Origin of the sequence: Streptomyces sp. NPDC047017 (assembly GCF_040644175.1) — a bacterium.
In the GTDB taxonomy this organism is placed as follows: domain Bacteria; phylum Actinomycetota; class Actinomycetes; order Streptomycetales; family Streptomycetaceae; genus Streptomyces.
The window spans coordinates 146,195-162,938 of record NZ_JBEYVW010000006.1 but is presented as its reverse complement, the minus strand read 5'-3'; the positions used below and the strand labels follow the sequence as shown (position 1 = coordinate 162,938).

The following is a 16,744-nucleotide window of genomic DNA, read 5'->3' as shown; positions in this document are numbered from 1 at the left end:
TCCGGCCGGAGAGGCCCACCCATGTTCCTGACCATCACCACCACCGGCACCGCCGAGCGCCCCGCGACCGACCTCGGGTACCTGCTGCACAAGCATCCCGGCAAGGCGCAGGCGTTCTCCACGTCCTACGGCACGGCGCACGTCCTCTACCCCGAGGCGGACGAACAGCGCTGCACGGCGGCGCTGCTGCTGGAGGTCGACGCGGTGGCGCTGGTGCGGCGGGGCAAGGGCAAGGGCCGTGGCGGCGCACCCGGCGCGGCGCTCGCGCAGTACGTCAACGACCGCCCCTACGCCGCCTCCTCACTGCTCGCGGTGGCGCTGAGCGCGGTGTTCTCCAGCGCGCTGCGCGGCGCGTGCGCTACCCGGCCCGAACTGCCCGGCCAGACCCGCCCGTTGCGTATCGAGATACCCGCGCTGCCCGCCCGCGGCGGCCCCGCGCTCGTCGGGCGGCTCTTCGAGCCGCTCGGGTGGACGGTCACCGCCGAACCCGTCCCGCTGGACACCGGGTTCCCCCAGTGGGGCGACTCCCGTTACGTGTGCCTGGTGCTGGAGTCCGCGACGAACACCCTCGCCCAGGCCCTGCGCCACCTGTACGTCCTGCTGCCCGTCCTCGACGACGCCAAGCACTACTGGGTCTCCGCCGACGAGGTCGACAAACTGCTGCGGGCCGGCGAGGGCTGGCTGCCCGCGCACCCGGAGCAGAAGCTGATCACCAGCCGCTATCTGTCCCGCCGCTGGTCGCTCACCCGGCAGGCGATCGAACGCCTGGAGCTGATCCGGCTGGCCGAGACGGACGACAGCGCGGTCGAGGACATCGACAACGCGGTACGCACCGAGACCGATGAGACCGGCGAGTCCGACGAGACCGCCGAGACCGGGGAGTCCGGGGAGTCCGGGGAGTCCGGGGCGTCCGGGGCGTCCGGGGAGTCCGGCACCGAAGAGGTGCCGGGGGAGAAGCCCGTCTCCCTCGCCGTGCGACGCCGCGAGGCGATCGTCGCGGCCCTGACGGAGTCCGGCGCGGCCCGGGTGCTCGACCTCGGCTGCGGCGAGGGCCAGTTGGTGCAGGCGCTGCTGAAGGACGCGCGGTTCACCGAGATCGTCGCTGTGGACGTGTCGGTGCGCGCCCTCACCATGGCCGCCCGGCGGCTGAAGCTGGACCGGATGGGGGAGCGGCAGGCCGCGCGCGTCACCCTGCGGCAGGGCTCCCTCGTCTACACCGACAAGCAGCTGGCCGGTTACGACGCCGCCGTGCTGAGCGAGGTGATCGAGCACCTCGACCTGCCCCGGCTGCCCGCCCTGGAGTACGCGGTGTTCGGTGCCGCCCGCCCCCGTACGGTGCTGGTGACCACCCCGAACGCCGAGTACAACGTCCGCTGGGAGACCCTGCCCGCCGGGCACGTCCGGCACGGCGACCACCGCTTCGAGTGGACGCGCGACCAGTTCCGCGCCTGGGCGGACGCGGTGGCCCGGCGCCACGGGTACACCGTCGGCCACACCCCGGTCGGCCCGGACGACCCCGAGGTGGGCCCGCCCACCCAGATGGCCGTGTTCACCCGCACGGCCCCCGACCACCACGGCCGCACCCACACGCGCACAAAGGAGGCGAAGGCAGCATGAGCGAGACCCCGGCCAACACGAACACCACCACCAGCACCAGCGGCACCAGCACCACCAGCACCACGACCACCCGGCAGGGCCGCGTCCTGCCCGTCACCGACCTCTCCCTCGTCGTCCTGGTCGGCGCCTCCGGCTCGGGCAAGTCCACCTTCGCCCGCCGCCACTTCAGCCCCACCGAGGTCATCTCCTCCGACTTCTGCCGGGGCCTGGTCGCCGACGACGAGAACGACCAGAGCGCCTCCCGCGACGCCTTCGACGTGCTGCACTACATCGCCGGCAAGCGGCTTGCGGCCGGCCGCCGTACCGTCGTCGACGCCACCAACGTGCAGCAGGACGGCCGGCGGCAGCTGATCGAGCTGGCCAAGCGGCACGACGTGCTGCCCATCGCCATCGTGCTCGACGTGCCCGAGCAGGTGTGCGCCGAGCGCAACGCGGCCCGCGCCGACCGCGCCGGCATGCCCCGCCGGGTCATCCAGCGGCACACCCGCGAACTGCGCCGCTCCCTGCGCCACCTGGAGCGCGAGGGCTTCCGCAAGGTGCACGTGCTGCGCGGCACCGAGGAGGCCGAGCACGCCTCGGTCGTCACCGAGAAGCGCTTCAACGACCTCACCCACCTCACCGGCCCCTTCGACATCATCGGCGACGTGCACGGCTGCGCCGCCGAACTGGAAACCCTGCTCGCCGAGCTGGGCTACGCCGACGGCGTCCACCCGCAGGGCCGTACCGCGGTCTTCGTCGGCGACCTCGTCGACCGCGGCCCCGACTCGCCCGGCGTGCTGCGCCGCGTGATGGCGATGGTGAAGTCCGGCCACGCGCTGTGCGTCCCGGGCAACCACGAGAACAAGTACGGCCGCCACCTCAAGGGCCGCACCGTCCAGCACACCCACGGACTCGCCGAGACCGTCGCGCAGATGGCGCAGGAGAGCGAGGAGTTCCGGGCCGAGGTACGGGAGTTCATCGACGGCCTGGTCAGCCACTACGTCCTGGACAGCGGCCGGCTGGTGGTCTGCCACGCCGGGCTGCCCGAGAAGTACCACGGCCGCACCTCCGGCCGGGTCCGCTCGCACGCGCTGTACGGCGACACCACCGGCGAGACCGACGAGTTCGGCCTGCCGGTGCGCTATCCGTGGGCGGAGGACTACCGGGGCCGGGCGGCCGTGGTCTACGGCCACACTCCCGTCCCGGAGGCCACCTGGATCAACAACACCCTCTGCCTGGACACCGGCGCCGTCTTCGGCGGCAAGCTGACCGCGCTGCGCTGGCCGGAGCGCGAGCTGGTCGACGTACCGGCCGAGCGGGTCTGGTACGAGCCGGTGAAGCCGCTGCGTTCGGAGGCGCCCGGCGGACACGACGGGCGGCCGCTGGACCTCGGGGACGTGTCCGGCCGCCGGGCGGTGGAGACCCGGCACGCGGGCCGGGTCGCGGTGCGCGAGGAGAACGGGGCGGCGGCCCTGGAGGTCATGAGCCGCTTCGCGATCGATCCGCGGCTGCTGCCCTACCTGCCGCCCACCATGGCGCCGACCGCCACCTCGAAGGAGGACGGCTACCTGGAGCACCCGAAGGAGGCGTTCGCCCAGTACCGGGAGGACGGCGTGGCCCGGGTGGTGTGCGAGGAGAAGCACATGGGCTCGCGGGCGGTGGTCCTGGTGTGCCGGGACGCGCGGACCGCGCGCGAGCGCTTCGGCGTGGACGGGCCGACCGGCTCCCTCTGCACCCGCACCGGGCGCCCCTTCTTCGACGACCCGGAGGTCGCCGAGCAGATCCTCGGCCGGCTGCGCACGGCGGCGACCGAGGCCGGCCTGTGGGCGGAACTCGACACCGACTGGCTGCTCCTGGACGCCGAGCTGATGCCGTGGTCGCTGAAGGCGTCGGGCCTGCTGCGCGCGCAGTACGCGGCGGTGGGCGCGGCCTCCGGGGCGGTGTTCCCCGGTGCGCTGGCCGCGCTGGAGGGCGCCGCGGCCCGCGGGGTGGACGTGGCCGGGCTGCTGGGCCGCCAGCGGGAGCGCGCCGCGGACGCCGCCGCGTTCACGGCCGCCTACCGCCGCTACTGCTGGACCACCGAGGGCCTGGACGGCGTCCGCCTGGCGCCGTTCCAGATCCTCGCCGTCCAGGGCCGCAGCCTCGCCGGGCTGCCGCACGACGAACAGCTCGCGCTGATCGACCGGCTGGTGGAGCACGACACCACAGGACTCCTCCAGATCACCCGCCGCCTGTACGTCGACACCGCCGACCCGGAGTCGGTGCGGGCGGGCGTCGACTGGTGGCTGGAGATGACCGGCCGCGGCGGCGAGGGCATGGTGGTCAAGCCGCTGGGCGCCCTGGTCCGCACCGAGCAGGGCCGCCTGGTCCAGCCGGGCGTCAAGTGCCGCGGCCGGGAGTACCTGCGGATCATCTACGGTCCCGAGTACACCCGTCCGGACAACCTCGCCCGGCTGCGGCAGCGGTTCGTGAACCACAAGCGCTCGCTGGCGCTGCGCGAGTACGCCCTCGGCCTGGAGGCTCTGGACCGGCTCGCGGAGGGCGAACCGCTGTGGCGGGTGCACGAGGCGGTGTTCGCCGTGCTGGCCCTGGAGTCGGAGCCGGTCGACCCGCGGCTGTGACGCACCCGGCCGTGCCGGACCCCGCGTCCGGCACGGCCGGCCCGGCGGCATAACCGCACGACGGAACCGCACGACGGAACCGCACGGAAACCGGCAAGGGAGGGTGAAGGCGCGCATCCGTGGTCAGGATGGAGGCATGGGATTCCACGTCGACTCCGAGGCCGGGCGGCTGCGCCGCGTCATCCTGCACCGGCCGGATCTTGAGCTCAAAAGGCTCACCCCCAGCAACAAGGACGCCCTTCTCTTCGACGACGTGCTGTGGGTGCGCCGGGCGCGCGCCGAGCACGACGGGTTCGCCGACGTGCTGCGCGACCGCGGGGTCGCCGTGCACCTCTTCGGCGACCTGCTGACCGAGACGATGGAGATCCCGTCGGCCCGGTCGCTCGTCCTGGACCGCGTCTTCGACGAGAAGGAGTACGGCCCGCTCGCCACCGACCACCTCAGAGCCGCCTTCGAGACGCTGTCCGCGCCCGAGCTGGCCCAGGCGCTGGTCGGCGGCATGACCAAACGGGAGTTCCTGCGGGCGTACGCGGAGCCGTCCTCGGTGCGGTTCCATGTGATGGACCTGGACGACTTCCTGCTCGGCCCGCTGCCCAACCACCTGTTCACCCGGGACACCTCCGCCTGGATCTACGACGGCGTCTCCATCAACGCGATGCGCTGGCCCGCCCGGCAGCGCGAGACCGTGCACTTCGAGGCGATCTACCGCTACCACCCCGTCTTCCGCCGCGAGACCTTCCATGTGTGGTCCGAGGGCCAGGCCGACTACCCGTCCACCATCGAGGGCGGGGACGTGCTGGTCATCGGCAACGGCGCGGTGCTCATCGGGATGAGCGAGCGGACCACTCCGCAGGCCGTGGAGATGCTCGCGCACAAGCTGTTCGCCGCCGGGTCGGCCCGGACCATCGTGGCGCTCGACATGCCCAAGCGGCGGGCGTTCATGCACCTGGACACGGTGATGACCATGGTCGGCGCGGACACCTTCACCCAGTACGCCGGGCTCGGCATGCTCCGCTCGTACACCATCGAACCGGGCTCGGGCGACAAGGAGCTGAAGGTCACCGACCATCCGCCCGAGCACATGCACCGCGCGATCGCCGCGGCGCTGGGCCTGAGCGAGATCCGGGTGCTCACCGCCACCCAGGACGTGCACGCGGCCGAGCGCGAGCAGTGGGACGACGGCTGCAACGTGCTCGCGGTCGAGCCGGGCGTCGTCGTCGCCTACGAGCGCAACGTCACCACCAACACGCACCTGCGCAAGCAGGGCATCGAGGTGATCGAGATCCCCGGCAGCGAGCTGGGGCGGGGCCGGGGCGGGCCGCGCTGCATGAGCTGCCCGGTGCAGCGCGACGCGATCGCGTAGACCTCGTCCGCGCGTGGACCTCGTTCGCGTGGAAGCCGTTCGTAGAGACCTCCAGACCTCGGTCGTATAGAAATTCTAGGAGTCGTATATAATTCCACAGTCCCTGTATTCCACCCGTCTTGGAGCGCCCCCATGGCGACAGTCCCGACCGCCCTCGCCGGCCGCCACTTCCTCAAGGAGCTGGACTTCACCGAGGAGGAGTTCCGCGGCCTGATCGAGCTGGCCGCCGAGCTGAAGGCGGCCAAGCGGGCCGGGACGGAGACGCGGTACCTGACGGGCAGGAACATCGCGCTGATCTTCGAGAAGACCTCGACGCGCACCCGCTGCGCGTTCGAGGTCGCCGCCGCCGACCAGGGCGCCTCGACCACATATCTCGACCCGTCCGGATCGCAGATCGGGCACAAGGAGTCCGTGCGGGACACCGCCCGGGTGCTCGGGCGGATGTTCGACGCGATCGAGTTCCGCGGGGACGGGCAGCGCGACATCGAGGAACTGGCCGCCCACGCCGGCGTGCCCGTCTACAACGGGCTCACCGACGACTGGCACCCCACCCAGATGCTCGCCGACGTGCTCACCATGACCGAGCACAGCGACAAGCCGCTGCGCGAGATCGCCTTCGCCTACCTCGGCGACGCCCGCTTCAACATGGGCAACTCCTACCTGATCACCGGCGCCCTGCTCGGCATGGACGTACGCCTGGTCGCGCCCAAGAGCTACTGGCCCGCCCAGGAGATCGTCGACCGGGCGCACGAACTGGCCGCGCTCAGCGGCGCCCGCCTGACCCTCACCGAGTCCCTGGCCGACGGCGTGCGCGGCGCCGACTTCGTCGCCACCGACGTCTGGGTCTCCATGGGCGAGCCCAAGGAGGTGTGGGCCGAGCGCATCGAGTCGCTGGCCCCGTACGCCGTGACCATGGACGTGCTGCGCGCCACCGGCAACCCGGACGTGAAGTTCCTGCACTGCCTGCCCGCCTTCCACGACCTGGGCACCAAGGTCGCCCGCGGCATCCACGAGCAGTACGGCCTGACCTCCCTGGAAGTGACCGACGAGGTCTTCGAGTCGCCCCACTCGATCGTCTTCGACGAGGCGGAGAACCGTCTGCACACCATCAAGGCGGTCCTGGTCGCCACGCTGGCCTGACGGCCCTACCCACAGCGCCCGACCAGGCATTGTCCCCACCACCCGACCAGGCACTATCCTGACCGGCGGCCCGGAACCACCCCTTCCGCGGCCGCCGCCGCGCTCCCACGACGGGCGCCCGCACCATCAGAAACGAGCACCACCCGCATGCCCGCTCCCCGCATCAAGTCCCCGCACCTGCTCGTCGCCGAATCCGGAGCCGACCGCGAGGGCCACGGCCTCAAGCGCACCATGGGCCTCTTCCAGCTCATCTGCTTCGGCGTCGGCGCCATCGTCGGCACCGGCATCTTCGTCGGTCTCTCCGACTCGGTCGCCCAGGCCGGCCCGGCCGTCGTCGTCTCCTTCGTGCTCGCCGCGATCACCTGCGTCTTCACCGCGTTCTCCTTCGCGGAGCTGGGCGGCGCGATCCCGGTGTCCGGGTCGTCGTACTCCTTCGCCTACGCCGGACTCGGCGAGTCCACCGCCTTCCTGGTCGGCTGGTGCCTGCTGCTCGAGTACGGCGTGTCCGTCTCGGCGGTCGCGGTCGGCTGGAGCCAGTACGTCAACGAACTGCTGCACAGCCTCACCGGCGTCCAGCTCCCGGCCGCCCTGTCCCAGGGCCCCGGCGACGGCGGCATCATGAACCTGCCGGCTGTGATCGTCATCGCCATGGCCTCGGTGCTGCTGGTGCGCGGGGTGCGCGAGAGCGCCCGGGCCACGGCCGCCATGGCCGCCGTGAAGCTCGTCATCCTGCTGGCCTTCTGCGCCGTCGGCTACAGCGCCTTCAAGGACGGCAACCTCACCCCGTTCTCCCCGGCCGGTCTCGGCGGCATCGGCGCGGGCACCACGGCCGCGTTCTTCTCGTACATCGGCTTCGACGCGATCACCACGGCCGGTGAGGAGGCGAAGAACCCGCGCCGGGACATCCCGGTCGCGATCATGGTCTGCATGGGCATCGTGACCCTGCTGTACTGCGCGGTCGCCCTCGCGGCGATCGGCGCCATCGGCGGCACCCAGGTGGCCGGCCGCCCCGCGGCCCTCTCCTACGTCGTCGACGAGGTCACCGGCTCGGGTGCCGGCGGCGGGGTCATCGCCTTCGGCGCGGTCGTCGCCATCGCCTCCGTCGTGCTCGCCGTGATGTACGGCCAGACCCGCATCCTGATGTCGATGTCCCGGGACGGCCTGATCCCGCCGGTCTTCGAGAAGGTCTCCCCGAAGACCTCCACCCCGGTCGCCGGCACCCTGATCGTCGCCGTCGTCTTCGCGCTCCCGGCGGCCTTCGCCTCCCTCGGCGCCGTGATGAACCTGTGCACCATCGGCACCCTCGCCGTCATGGCCGTCGTCAACATCGCCGTGATCGCGCTGCGCCGCCGCGCCCCGGGCCTGCCCCGCGGCTTCCGGGTGCCGCTCTACCCGGCGGTCCCGCTGCTCGGCGTCGGCTGCTGCCTGTACCTGATGTACGAGACGGGCTGGAGGACCTGGCTCCAGTTCGCCGCGTTCCTCGCCGCCGGAGCGCTGCTCTACGTCCTCTACGGGCGCCGCAACTCCCGGTTCGCCCACCAGGTGGCGACCCCGGACGGCCCGGACGCCCCGGCCCTCACGCCGGACGCGGCCCGCGAGGAGCTGCGGACAGCCTGAACCACACCGCCTTGCCGGTCCCGGTCGGGCGGTGCCCGCAGGACGAGCTGAGCGCGCGGATCAGCAGCAGCCCGCGCCCGTCCTCCTGCCAGGGATCGGGCGGGGTGAGGCCCGGCCGGGCGAGACCGTCGGGCGGCGCCGGGTCCCCGTCGTGCACCTCGATGTGACAGCCGCCCGGCAGCAGCCGGACCACCAGCTCTATCGGGCCGCTGCCCGCGGTGTGCTCCACGGCGTTGGCGACCAGCTCGGCCGTGAGCAGCTCCGCCGTGTCGCCGTCGGCGGTGTGCTCCAGCTCGGCCAGCGCCGCGCGGACGAGGGCACGCGCCACCGGCACTGCGGCGGCCGTGTGCGGCAGCGCGACACGCCAGGAGGCGCCGGCTGAGGGGCGTTCGTACACCGTGGGTCCGTTCGTGGCGCAGGGCGTCCCAGTGGTCACCATGAGGCTGACCTGCTTTCGACGAGGAATGGTACGGGGGACGCCGTGACCGGTCCCCGGCGCCCTCCGTCCCGGACCGCGCGGCCCGGCTCCCACGCCCCTACCCACGCGCCGGCCGCGACCCGCCCGGCCGCGCCCCCCGTTACCGCGCCATCGACGACCTGTGACGAAGCGGCGGGTCCCGGCCACATTGTCACGCGCTCTATCGCGCACTCGTGACGGCGGTCACAGATGAGTGATAACTTCGACGGCAGACAGCTCCGATGGGCAGGCAGACAGACAGACGGAACAACAGACAGACGGAACAGACCGACCTGAACGAGCCACCGCAGCGACCGAGGCAGTCCGCCGAGGAGGCCGTACGTCATGAGTCCCTTCACCGGCTCCGCCACCCGCACCCCGCACTGGCGCCACCTGCGCGTCACCTTCGACGACGGCGTGGCCACGGTCACCCTCGCCCGCCCCGACAAGCTCAACGCCCTCACCTTCGGCGCCTACGCCGACCTGCGCGACCTGCTCGCCGAACTCTCCCGGGAACGCGCCGTGCGCGCCCTGGTGCTGGCCGGCGAGGGGCGCGGCTTCTGCTCGGGCGGCGACGTCGAGGAGATCATCGGCGCCACCCTGTCGATGGACACCGCCGCGCTGCTGGACTTCAACCGGATGACCGGGCAGGTGGTCCGGGCCGTACGGGAGTGCCCGTTCCCGGTGATCGCGGCGGTGCACGGCGTGGCGGCCGGCGCGGGTGCCGTGCTGGCGCTGGCCGCCGACTTCCGGGTGGCCGACCCCAGCGCCCGCTTCGCCTTCCTCTTCACCCGCGTCGGCCTGTCCGGCGGCGACATGGGTGCCGCCTATCTGCTGCCCCGGGTGGTCGGTCTCGGCCACGCCACCCGGCTGCTGATGCTCGGCGAGCCGGTCCGGGCGCCCGAGGCCGAACGGATCGGCCTGGTCAGCCTCCTCACCGACGAGGGCCACGCCGACGCGGAGGCCGCCGCCCTGGCCCGCCGGCTGGCCGACGGCCCCGCCCTCGCCCACGCGCAGACCAAGGCGCTGCTCACCGCCGAACTGGACCTGCCGCTGGCCGCCGCGGTCGAGCTGGACGCCGCCACCCAGGCCCTGCTGATGCACGGCGAGGACTACGCCGAGTTCCACGCGGCCTTCACCGAGAAGCGCCCGCCCAAGTGGCAGGGCAGGTGAGACGGGCATGACCGGCGGTGCCGCGCGGGTCGCGGTGATCGGCGGCGGCCCCGGCGGCCTGTACGCGGCGGCCCTGCTCAAACGGCTCGATCCCGCCCGCGAGATCACCGTCTGGGAGCGCAACGCCCCCGACGACACCTTCGGCTTCGGAGTCGTCCTGTCCGACGAGACGCTCGGCGGCATCGAGCACGCCGACCCGGTCGTCCACCGGGCCCTGTGCGAGGAGTTCGTGCGCTGGGACGACATCGACGTCGTCCACCGGGGCGTCCGGCACACGTGCGGCGGCCACGGCTTCGCCGCCCTCGGCCGGCGCCGGCTCCTGGAGATCCTGCACGAGCGCTGCCGCGCCCTCGGCGTCGACCTGCGCTTCAGGACCGCCGCGCCGGACACCGCCCGGCTCACCGCGGCGTACGACCTGGTCGTCGCCGCGGACGGCGTGCACAGCGCCACCCGCCAGGCCCGCGCCGACGTCTTCCGGCCCCGGATCACCGGGCACCGCTGCCGCTACATCTGGCTCGCCGCCGACTTCGCCTTCGACGCCTTCCGCTTCGAGACCGCCGAGACCGAGCACGGCGTGATGCAGCTGCACGGCTACCCCTACGCGCCCGACGCCTCGACGGTCATCGTCGAGATGCGCGAGGAGGTGTGGCGGGCCGCCGGCCTCGCCGGCCTGGAGGAGACGGAGTCCGTCGAGCGGTGCGCCAAGATCTTCGCGGACGCGCTCGGCGGCCGGCCGCTGCGCTCCCACAAGTCCGCGTGGACCACCTTCCGCACGGTGGTCAACGACCGCTGGTCGCACGGCAATCTGGTGCTGCTCGGCGACGCCGCGCACACCGCCCACTTCTCCATCGGCTCCGGCACCAAGCTCGCCGTGGAGGACGCCCTCGCGCTCGCCGCCTGCCTGGACGAACAGCCGTCCCTGCCCGGCGCGCTCGCCGCCTACGAGCAGGAGCGCAAGCCGGTCGTCGCCTCCACCCAGCGCGCCGCGCGGGCCAGCCTGGAGTGGTTCGAGAACCTGGGCCTCTACCTCGGCCGCCCGCCCCGCGAGTTCGCCTTCAACCTGCTCACCCGCAGCCGCCGCGTCACCCACGGCAACCTGCGGCTGCGCGACGCCCGCTTCACCGATGCCGTGGAACGCGACTTCGGCTGCCCGCCCGGCACGCCGCCGATGTTCACCCCGTTCCGGCTGCGCGGGCTGACCCTGCGCAACCGGGTCGTGGTCTCCCCGATGGACATGTACTCGGCCGTGGACGGCGTCCCCGGCGACTTCCACCTCGTCCACCTGGGCGCCCGCGCCCTGGGCGGCGCCGGACTGGTGATGACCGAAATGGTGTGCGTCAGCGCGGAGGGCCGGATCACCCCCGGCTGCGCCGGCCTGTGGACCGGCCGGCAGACGGAGGGCTGGCGGCGGATCACCGAGTTCGTGCACCGGCAGGCGCCCGGCACCGCGATCGGCGTCCAGCTCGGCCACAGCGGCCGCAAGGGCTCCACGAAACGCATGTGGGAGGGCATGGACGAACCGCTGCCCGAGGGCAACTGGCCCCTGGTGGCCGCCTCCCCGCTGCCGTACCGGGACGGCGGCCAGGTGCCGCGCACGCTCACCCGGGCGCAGCTCACCGACCTCCGCGAGCAGTTCGCCTCCGCCGCCTGGCGGGCCGCCCGGGCCGGCTTCGACCTGCTCGAACTGCACTGCGCCCACGGCTACCTGCTCTCCGGCTTCCTGTCCCCGCTGACCAACCACCGCACCGACGCCTACGGCGGATCGCCAAAGAACCGGCTGCGCTTCCCGCTGGAGGTCTTCGACGCCGTACGCGCGGTGTGGCCCGAGGAACGGCCCATGACCGTGCGGATCTCCGCCACCGACTGGGCCGAGGGCGGCACCACGGCCGAGGACGCCGTGGAGATCGCCCGCGCCTTCGCCGCGCACGGCGCCGACGCCGTCGACGTCTCCACCGGGCAGGTGGTGTCCGGGGAGCGGCCCGAGTTCGGCCGCTCCTACCAGACGCCGTTCGCCGACCGGGTCCGGCACGAGGCGGGCGTCCCGGTGATCGCCGTCGGCGCGATCTCCTCCTGGGACGACGTCAACTCCCTGATCCTGGCCGGGCGCACCGACCTGTGCGCGCTCGCCCGGCCGCACCTGTACGACCCGCACTGGACCCTGCACGCCGCCGCCGAACAGGGCTACGAGGGGCCCGCCGCGCCATGGCCGGCCCCCTACCGTGCGGGCAGCCGCCCCCCACGCACCGGCCGCACGGACGCGCCCGGCCCCCGGCTCACGCTGCGGAAGTGACCTGCCCGGGGGCGCGGCGCGGACAAGAACCGCTCACCGGCCGGGAACGCCCGCGAAGGCCGCGCCCGCGTCCCGCAGCCGTTCGTGCAGGCCCCGGAAGACGGCGGCCGAACGGGCCCCCGGCCAGTCGGCGGGCAGCAGCCGCGCGGGCAGGCCGGGGTCGGCGTAGGGCAGGTGGCGCCAGGAGTCCAGGGCGAGCAGGTAGTCCCGGTACGCCTCCTCGGGCGGGGTGCCGGTCCGCCGCTCCCAGACGGCCAGCACCGGCGCGTGCCGGTCGAGGAACGCCGTGTGCCGCTCGGCGATCGCGGCCAGGTCCCACCAGCGCCCGACCGCCTCGGCGGTCGGCGCGAACCCCAGGTGCTCACCGCGGAAGAAGTCCACGTACGCGTCCAGGCCGAGCCGCCGCAGCGTGTGCCGGGTCTCCTCGTGCAGCCGGGCCGGGGCGATCCACACGCCGGGCGCCGCCGTGCCGAAGCCGAGCCCGGCCAGCCGGGAGCGCAGCACGTGCCGCTTGTTGCGCTCCGACTCCGGCACCGAGAACACGGCCAGCACCCAGCCCTCGTCCGCGGGCGGCGCGCCGGCGTAGATCCGGCGGTCGCCGTCGTCGAGCAGCTGCCGGGCCTCGGCGGAGAGTTCATAACCGGCCGCGCCCCGCGCGGTACGGGCCGGCAGCAGCAGCCCGCGGCGCTTGAGCCGGGACACCGAGGAGCGCACGGACGGCGCGTCCACGCCCACCGCGGCCAGCAGCCGGATCAGCTCGGCGACGGGCACCGGACCCGGCGCGAAACGGCCGTACGCGCCGTACAGGGTGACGATGAGGGACCGGGGGGCGGGCTGCGCGGGCTGCTCGGACACACTGATCATTTTAGGTCGTCGGCATCACTGCCCCTCGCCCCGCCCGCGCAGCCGGAACCGCTGGAGCTTGCCGGTGGCCGTGCGCGGCAGGGCGTCCAGGAACACGATCTCGCGGGGGCACTTGTACGGCACCAGCTCCGCCTTCACGAACGCGCGCAGCGCCTCCGCGTCCCGCGCCGCGCCCTCCCTCAGCACGGCGTAGGCCACCACCACCTGTCCGCGCGCCGCGTCGGGCCGCCCGACCACCGCCGCCTCCGCCACGTCCGGGTGGCGCAGCAGCGCGTCCTCGACCTCCGGGCCTGCGATGTTGTACCCGGCCGAGATGATCATGTCGTCGGCGCGGGCCACATAGCGGAAGTAGCCGTCCCCGTCGCGGACGTAGGTGTCGCCGGTGACGTTCCAGCCGTCGCGGACGTACACCCGCTGGCGCGGATCGTCGAGGTAGCGGCAGCCGACGGGGCCCTGGACGGCGAGCAGTCCGGGCTCGCCGTCGGGCACCGGCCGGCCGTCCGCGTCCTGCACGCGCGCGGACCAGCCCGGCACGGGCAGCCCGGTCGTGCCGGGGCGTACGGCGTCGTCGGCCGCCGAGACGAAGATGTGCAGCAGTTCGGTGGCGCCGATGCCGTTGACGATGCGCACCCCGGTGCGTGCGTGCCAGGCGTGCCAGGTGGCCGCGGGCAGGTTCTCGCCGGCCGACACGCAGCGCCGCAGCGAGGAGACGTCGTGGGCGTCCAGCGCGTCGAGCATCGCGCGGTAGGCGGTGGGGGCCGTGAACAGCACGGAGACACGGTGCTCGGCGATCGCGGCCAGCAGCTGCCGGGGATGCGCCTGTTCGAGCAGCAGGGCGCTGGCGCCCGCGCGCAGCGGGAACACCACGAGACCGCCGAGGCCGAAGGTGAATCCGAGCGGGGGACTGCCGGTGAAGACGTCGTCGGCGCGCGGCCTGAGCACATGCCGGGAGAAGGTGTCCGCGATCGCCAGCACGTCCCGGTGGAAGTGCGCACAGCCCTTGGGCCGCCCGGTGGTGCCGGAGGTGAACGCGATGAGCGCCACGTCGTCGGCGGCGGTGTCCACGGCCGGGTAGGGCGCCTCGGGCGCCGGGCGGCGCAGCAGGTCGTCGTGGGCGTCGCCGCCGAAGACCGTGACGGCCAGCCCCGGCACCTCCGCCTTCACGAGGTCGTCCGCGGCGCGGACGTCGCACAGCGCGTGCCGGACGCGGGCCAGCTCGCAGATCGTGCGCAGTTCCCGCGGGCGCTGCTGGGCCAGCACGGTCACCGCGATCGCGCCCGCCTTGAGCACCGCCAGCCAGCAGGCCGCCAGCCACGGGGTGGTCGGGCCGCGCAGCAGCACCCGGTTGCCGGGGACCACACCGAGGTCGCCGGTCAGCAGGTGCGCGACGCGGTCGACCCGGGCGCGCAGGTCCCCGTAGCTCCAGCTCCGCCCGTCCGGTGTGCGGAAGGCCGGGCGCGAGGCGTCGGGACCGGCCCCGGCCAGGAGTTCGGCGGCGCAGTTCAGGCGGGCCGGATAGCGCAGGTCCGGCAGGTCGAAGCGCAGCCGCGGCCACTGGTCGGGGGGCGGGAGGCGGTCGCGCGCGAAGGTGTCCACGTGGGCCGAGGGGGCCGGCGGCCGGGTGCCGTCCCGGAGGTCTTCCCTGGCCGGGCCCATCGGGTCCGGCGCGCCCATCGGGTCCGTCGCGCTCATCGCGTCCGCCGGGCCCCTCGGGACTCTCGCGTCTCTCGGGTCCGTAGGGTCCGTCGCGTCTCTCGCGTCCGTCGGGTCCATGGCGGTTCGCCCCCTTGCCGTGGTGGGCTCGCACAGGGAGCGTATCGTGTTGGTGACGGCAGTCAACGGGGCGCGATACGGTGACGGGGAGCCCCCCGGAGGACCCCGGCCGCCCGGCCGTCCCGGTCGCCCGGGGAGGGAGGACCGGCGGATGCCCGCATTCTCGCTCGATCCCCAGCAGTCCGCCTGGTGCGCCGAGCTGCGCTCCCTGGCCGCCGGCCGGCTGCGCCCGCTCGCGCGGAAGGGCGAGCCGGGCCGCGTCAACCGCCCGCTCCTGGCCGAACTGGGCCGACTCGGCCTGCTGGAGCGGCTGTTCACCTCGGGCGCCCTCGACCTGTGCCTGATGCGGGAGTCCCTGGCGTACGCCTGCACCGAGGCCGAGACCGCCCTCGCCCTCCAGGGCCTGGGCGCCCACCCGGTGCACGCCCACGGCACCCCGGCCCAGCGCGACCGCTGGCTGCCGGCGGTCGCGCGAGGCGACGCGGTGGCGGCCTTCGCCCTGTCCGAGCCGGGCGCCGGCTCGGACGCGGCGGCCCTGACCCTGCGGGCGGACGGGGGCGGGGGCGGGGGCGGTGCGGCCCCCGCCGCCCGCCGCTGGCGGCTGACCGGCGCCAAGTGCTGGATCTCCAACGCCCCCGAGGCCGACTTCTACACCGTCTTCGCGCGCACCACGCCCGGGGCCGGGTCCCGGGGAGTGACCGCCTTCCTGGTGCCCGCGGACCGGCCGGGGCTGACCGGCGGTGCGCTGGAGATGCTCTCCCCGCACCCCATCGGCACCCTGGACTTCGACGGCGTGCCCGTCACCGGGGACGACGTGCTCGGCGAGGTGGACCGCGGCTTCCGGGTGGCGATGGGCACGCTCAACCTCCTGCGGCCCAGCGTCGGCGCCTTCGCGGTCGGCATGGCGCAGGCCGCGCTGGACGCCACCGTGGCCCACACCGCCCGCCGGGACGCCTTCGGGGGCCCGCTGAGCGGCCTGCAGACCGTCGCCCACCAGGTCGCGGAGATGGCCCTGCGCACCGAGGCGGCCCGCCTCATGGTGTACGCGGCGGCGACGGCGTACGACCAGGCGGCCCCGGACGTGCCCCGGCGCGCCGCCATGGCCAAGCTCCTGGCCACCGAGACCGCGCAGTACGTCGTCGACACCGCCGTGCAGCTGCACGGCGCCCGCGCCCTGCGCCGCGGCCACCTCCTCGAACACCTCTACCGCGAGGTGCGCGCCCCCCGGATCTACGAAGGCGCCAGCGAGGTGCAACGCGCGGTCATCGCCAAGGACTTGTACGCCCGGCAGCACACCGGCGAGGAATCCGGGGAGGAAGCCAGGTGACCACCGAGCGCGTCAACCCGCCCGAGCTGTCCCCGCCCACCGGCTTCTCGCACGCCGTCGTCGCCACCGGCTCCCGCGTGCTGTTCCTGGCCGGCCAGACCGCCCTGGACGCGGCCGGCAAGGTCGTCGGCGACACCCTCCCCGACCAGTTCGCCCGCGCCCTCGCCAACCTCCTCACCGCCCTGCGCGCCGCCGGCGGCACCCCCGCCGACCTCGCCCGCGTCACCGTCTACACCACCGACGTCGCCGCCTACCGCGCCCACGCCGTCGAACTCGGCCGGCTCTGGCGCCGGGCGGCGGGCCGCGACTACCCGGCGATGGCGGTCGTGGGCGTGGTCCGCCTGTGGGACGAGGCGGCACTAGTGGAGCTGGACGGCTTCGCGGTCCTCGCCTGACGCGCACCGTGCGGTGTCGGAGGCGGACGCGCCACCGAAGGGGTGATGATCGCGGCCACGGGTACGGCCGCCCGGTACGAGTGGAATATCCCATTCCATCCGCCCGCTCATCCGCCCGCCCACCCACC

Annotated in this window: 12 protein-coding genes; 9 read left to right on the top strand and 3 right to left on the bottom strand. The window is 73.9% G+C overall.

Annotation, left to right across the window (positions count from 1 at the left end):
- The first annotated feature begins 21 nt into the window (after positions 1-21).
- The 5 genes from ABZ858_RS12555 (at position 22) to ABZ858_RS12535 (ending at position 8,337) form a co-directional block, all read left to right on the top strand.
- A complete protein-coding gene (locus ABZ858_RS12555) occupies positions 22-1,617 on the top strand; it encodes a 3' terminal RNA ribose 2'-O-methyltransferase Hen1 (RefSeq protein ID WP_361375610.1) in 1,596 nt (531 codons plus the stop codon).
- On the top strand, positions 1,614-4,217 hold the full coding sequence (locus ABZ858_RS12550) for a polynucleotide kinase-phosphatase (protein ID WP_361375607.1): 2,604 nt from the start codon (positions 1,614-1,616) through the stop codon (positions 4,215-4,217). Before ABZ858_RS12555 ends, ABZ858_RS12550 begins: the two co-directional genes overlap by 4 nt.
- Before the next feature lie 136 nt (positions 4,218-4,353).
- On the top strand, positions 4,354-5,580 hold the full coding sequence (locus ABZ858_RS12545; protein ID WP_361375604.1) for an arginine deiminase: 1,227 nt from the start codon (positions 4,354-4,356) through the stop codon (positions 5,578-5,580).
- Between the two features lie 132 nt (positions 5,581-5,712).
- Complete coding sequence (argF, locus tag ABZ858_RS12540; protein ID WP_361375601.1) at positions 5,713-6,720, top strand: ornithine carbamoyltransferase; 1,008 nt, start codon at positions 5,713-5,715, stop codon at positions 6,718-6,720.
- Between the two features lie 147 nt (positions 6,721-6,867).
- On the top strand, positions 6,868-8,337 hold the full coding sequence (locus ABZ858_RS12535) for an amino acid permease (protein ID WP_361375598.1): 1,470 nt from the start codon (positions 6,868-6,870) through the stop codon (positions 8,335-8,337).
- On the opposite strand, the gene ABZ858_RS12530 is transcribed toward ABZ858_RS12535, so the two are convergent.
- Complete coding sequence (locus ABZ858_RS12530) at positions 8,297-8,776, bottom strand: ATP-binding protein (RefSeq protein WP_361375595.1); 480 nt, start codon at positions 8,774-8,776, stop codon at positions 8,297-8,299. The two genes, ABZ858_RS12535 and ABZ858_RS12530, sit on opposite strands and share 41 nt — an antisense overlap.
- Before the next feature lie 363 nt (positions 8,777-9,139).
- Between ABZ858_RS12530 and ABZ858_RS12525 the strand changes: the two genes are divergently transcribed.
- Complete coding sequence (locus ABZ858_RS12525) at positions 9,140-9,967, top strand: enoyl-CoA hydratase family protein (protein WP_361375592.1); 828 nt, start codon at positions 9,140-9,142, stop codon at positions 9,965-9,967.
- A 7-nt stretch (positions 9,968-9,974) separates the two neighbouring features.
- A complete protein-coding gene (locus ABZ858_RS12520; protein ID WP_361375589.1) occupies positions 9,975-12,257 on the top strand; it encodes a bifunctional salicylyl-CoA 5-hydroxylase/oxidoreductase in 2,283 nt (760 codons plus the stop codon).
- Between the two features lie 33 nt (positions 12,258-12,290).
- Here ABZ858_RS12520 and ABZ858_RS12515 read toward each other — a convergent pair whose 3' ends face one another.
- Both ABZ858_RS12515 and ABZ858_RS12510 read right to left on the bottom strand, forming a co-directional pair.
- The gene (locus ABZ858_RS12515) at positions 12,291-13,121 is read right to left on the bottom strand and encodes a PaaX family transcriptional regulator C-terminal domain-containing protein (protein WP_361375586.1); all 831 of its coding nucleotides are present in this window, start codon (positions 13,119-13,121) and stop codon (positions 12,291-12,293) included.
- A 15-nt stretch (positions 13,122-13,136) separates the two neighbouring features.
- On the bottom strand, positions 13,137-14,777 hold the full coding sequence (locus tag ABZ858_RS12510) for an AMP-binding protein (protein ID WP_361376170.1): 1,641 nt from the start codon (positions 14,775-14,777) through the stop codon (positions 13,137-13,139).
- A 268-nt stretch (positions 14,778-15,045) separates the two neighbouring features.
- Between ABZ858_RS12510 and ABZ858_RS12505 the strand changes: the two genes are divergently transcribed.
- Together ABZ858_RS12505 and ABZ858_RS12500 are read left to right on the top strand one after the other, a co-directional pair.
- Positions 15,046-16,221: an acyl-CoA dehydrogenase family protein gene (locus ABZ858_RS12505; protein ID WP_361375583.1), complete on the top strand. Its 1,176-nt coding sequence runs from the start codon at positions 15,046-15,048 to the stop codon at positions 16,219-16,221.
- A complete protein-coding gene (locus tag ABZ858_RS12500; protein ID WP_361375580.1) occupies positions 16,218-16,616 on the top strand; it encodes a RidA family protein in 399 nt (132 codons plus the stop codon). The genes ABZ858_RS12505 and ABZ858_RS12500 overlap by 4 nt, the downstream gene beginning before the upstream one ends.
- The last annotated feature ends 128 nt before the right edge of the window (positions 16,617-16,744 follow it).